The organism is Duganella callida (assembly GCF_004614165.1).
Taxonomy (GTDB): domain Bacteria; phylum Pseudomonadota; class Gammaproteobacteria; order Burkholderiales; family Burkholderiaceae_D; genus Rugamonas; species Rugamonas callida.
This window is the reverse complement of record NZ_SPVG01000062.1, coordinates 1-3,613: the sequence shown is the minus strand read 5'-3', so window position 1 is coordinate 3,613 and position 3,613 is coordinate 1. Positions and strand designations below refer to the sequence as shown.

Below are 3,613 nucleotides of genomic sequence, written 5' to 3'. Positions count from 1 at the left end.
TAAGCGGCCGCTTACGGTAGAGCCCGTGTGCGATTGGCAGAACTGACCCCGGATTGGGTACAATCTGCGGCTACGCTCACCTTGCTTGGATGCAGATGCTGGAATTCGAAAAATGGCTGGCCCGGGTCCTCTTATTAAATAGTGCGTTGGCATTGGGGGTGTGCCTCGGCCTGCTCGGCGAGCCGCTCGACGATGCATCCCGCTTCATCGTGTTCGGCGCCGCCTTGCTCGGGTTTTTGTCGGCGGTGGCCGGGCTCAAACATCATTGGCTGGGACTGTGGGGCGCCGGGCTGTATTATTTTTTGCAACTTGTCAGCTATTTTCCGCTGGCCGGCGGCTGGCAGTTCGCGGTCAAGGCCGGGGTCAATCTGGGGCTGGTGCTGCGCTTTTCCTCGGGGGTGCTGGTGCTGAACATGGTCGCGCTGGGGCTGTTCGTCGCCACCGCCGTCAATCTGGCCTGGCGACTGCGGCACGCCCGGACGCCGTCATCATCCGGTCACACGCCACCGTCAAAATAACCATTCTCCAAAGAAAATATTTCTTAAGAGATAAGTTTTTTAATCGATAAACATTGCCGTTTCTGGGTTGCGTGGTCGCGACAGGCGCTAAAAAAATTCTTTTGGGCAATGCACCTCAGCTATAATGGTAGTTGTATTTTCCCGTCGAGCCTTGCGTTCAAGCGATGTTACAAGTCGTAACGCCCGTTAAGTCCTGGACCCGACAAATTGCAGTGAGTAAACAAAAAACTTAATGCAGTCAGGAAAAAGGTCGCTTTGTACGTATAGGCCGATGTGCCCCGCAGCAAAATTTCTTCTGATTAACTGAAACTATGTGTACGGTAATTGCCATAGGAAAGTTAACGGGCGGAAAAATAGTTCGGGTTGCGGACCTAAAGTTGCTTCAAGGATTGACGTTAAGAACTATGCGTGTGAGTGCCGTTCCGCGCCTGGAATGAAATACCCCGAAATACCCAATTTAGTTGGAGCCGCAAGTCTGAAAACTTGGCGGCTCCATCACTGTCCCGTATAGAACTGTGTGTAGTGCCCCCCAAGGAGAATGGAAATGAGCCTCGTAACTAGCTTTAGTACCGACCAGATCGCAGCTTTGTCTACTCAAAGCATTGCCGCGCTCGCGACTGCCGATCTCGTTGCGCTCAATTCCGCTCAAACGCAGGCGTTGACCACGGACCAGATCGGCGCCCTGACGACCACCCAGGTGTCGGTGCTGACCACGCGCCAGATGGCCACCGGCCTGACCACCGACCAGGTGGTGGCGCTGAGCTCCAACCAGGTTGGCGCGCTGAGCTCCAGCCAACTGAACGCCATGTCGACCACCTCCTTGGTCGCGATTGAAACCGGGGACTTCGCTGCACTCAAAACCGCCGCCATCGCCGGCATCAGCTCGGCACAGCTGGGCGCGCTGACCACCGACCAGGTGGTGGCCCTGACCAGCCAGCAAGCTGCCGTCCTGAGCAGCCAGCAGATCGTCGGCCTGAGTTCCAACGGCATCGCCGCCATGGAGACCGCCGACTTCGCCGCATTGAAAACTTCGGCCATCGCCGGCCTGAACACCGCCCAGGTCGCCGCGCTGACCACCGACCAGGTGTCGGGCATGAGCACCAGCCAGGTCGCCGCGCTGAGCACCAACGCACTGGCCAACGGCCTGACCACCGACCAGGTGGTGGCGCTGTCGTCGAACCAGCTGGGCACCCTGAGCACCGCGCAGTTCGCCGCCCTGAGCAGCAACGCCATCGGCGCCATCGAGACCCGCGACATCGTCGGTCTGAAGACCAACGTCATCGCCGCCCTGAAGACCGCGCAACTGGCCGCCATCACCACCGACCAGCTGGGCGCGCTGAGCACCAGCCAGATTTCGGCCCTGACCACCGGCAGCATGGCTGCCCTGAGCACCGACCAGGTGGTGGCGCTGTCGTCCAACCAGGCCGCCGCCCTGAGCAGCTCGCAAGTGGCCGCGCTGAGCACCAACGCCATCGGCGCGCTGGAAACCGCCGATATCGCCGCGATCAAGACCGCCGCCATCGCCGCCCTGTCGACCAACCAGATGAAGGCCCTGACCACCGACCAGGTAGTGGCGCTGTCGTCGAACCAGATCGGTTCGCTGAGCAGCTCGCAAGTGGCCGCCCTGAGCAGCGATGACATCGCCGCCATCGAAACCGCCGACGTCGGCGCGCTGAAGACCTCGGCCATCGCCGCCCTGAGCACCTCGCAAGTGGCCGCGCTGGGCACCGCGCAAGTGGCGGCGCTGGGCACCGCGCAGATCGCTTCGCTGAGCACCAATGTGCTGGCCAACGGCCTGACCACCGACCAGGTGGTGGCGCTGTCGTCGAACCAGCTGGGCGCGCTGAGCACCGCACAATTCGGCGCGCTGGGCACCAACGCCATCGCCGCCATCGAGACCGCCGACATCGTCGGTCTGAAAACCAACATCATCGCCTCGCTGAAATCGTCGCAACTGGCGGCGCTGACCACCGACCAGCTGGGCGCGCTGAGCACCACCCAGATCACCGCGCTGACCACCGCCGGCATCGCCGGCCTGAGCACCGACCAGGTGGTGGCCCTGACCTCCAACCAGTTCGGCGCCCTGAGCAGCTCGCAGATCGCTGCCTTCAGCACCAACGACATCGCCGCCATCGAAACCGCCGACCTGGCCGCGCTGAAGTCGGGTGTGATCGCCGCGCTGACCACCAACCAGATGAAAGCGCTGACCACCGACCAGGTCGTCGCGCTGTCGTCGACCCAGATCGGCACCCTGAGCAGCGCGCAAGTCGCCGCCCTGAGCAGCGATGACATCGCCGCCATCGAAACCGCCGACATCGGCGCGCTGAAGACCTCGGCCATCGCCGCCCTGAGCACGTCGCAAGTGGCGGCGCTGGGCACCGCGCAAGTGGCCGCACTGGGCACCGCGCAGATCGCTTCGCTGAGCACCAACGCGCTGGCCAACGGCCTGACCACCGACCAGGTGGTGGCGCTGTCGTCGAACCAGCTGGGCGCCCTGAGCACCGCACAATTCGGCGCGCTGGGCACCAACGCCATCGCCGCCATCGAGACCGCCGACATCGTCGGTCTGAAAACCAACATCATCGCCTCGCTGAAGTCGTCGCAACTGGGCGCGCTGACCACCGACCAGCTGGGCGCGCTGAGCACCACCCAGATCACCGCGCTGACCACCGGCAGCATCGCCGGCCTGAGCACCGACCAGGTGGTGGCCCTGACCTCCAACCAGTTCGGCGCCCTGAGCAGCTCGCAGATCGCTGCCTTCAGCACCAACGACATCGCCGCGATCGAGACCGCCGACCTGGCTGCCCTGAAGTCGAGCGCCATCGCCGCGCTGACCACCAACCAGATGAAGGCGCTGACCACCGACCAGGTGGTGGCCCTGTCGTCGACCCAGATCGGCACCCTGAGCAGCAGCCAGGTTGCGGCGCTGAGCAGCGATGACATCGCCGCCATCGAAACCGCCGACATCGGCGCGCTGAAGACCTCGGCCTTCGCCGCCCTGAACAGCTCGCAAGTCGGCGCGCTGACCACCGGCCAGATCACCGCCCTGAGCACCGCGCAAGTGTCGTCGTTCAGCACCGCCAACCTGGGCGGCC

General features: G+C 63.2%; 2 protein-coding genes. Both read left to right on the top strand.

Translation table 11 applies throughout. From position 1 onward, the window contains the following. Nucleotides 1-95 precede the first annotated feature (95 nt). Nucleotides 96-518, top strand: coding sequence for a hypothetical protein (locus E4L98_RS06335; RefSeq protein WP_135200723.1), 423 nt, complete (start codon nucleotides 96-98; stop codon nucleotides 516-518). Nucleotides 519-1,062: 544 nt separating this feature from the next. After that, on the top strand, nucleotides 1,063-3,613 hold a 2,551-nt coding region (locus E4L98_RS06330; protein WP_135200722.1), incomplete at its 3' end, for a beta strand repeat-containing protein.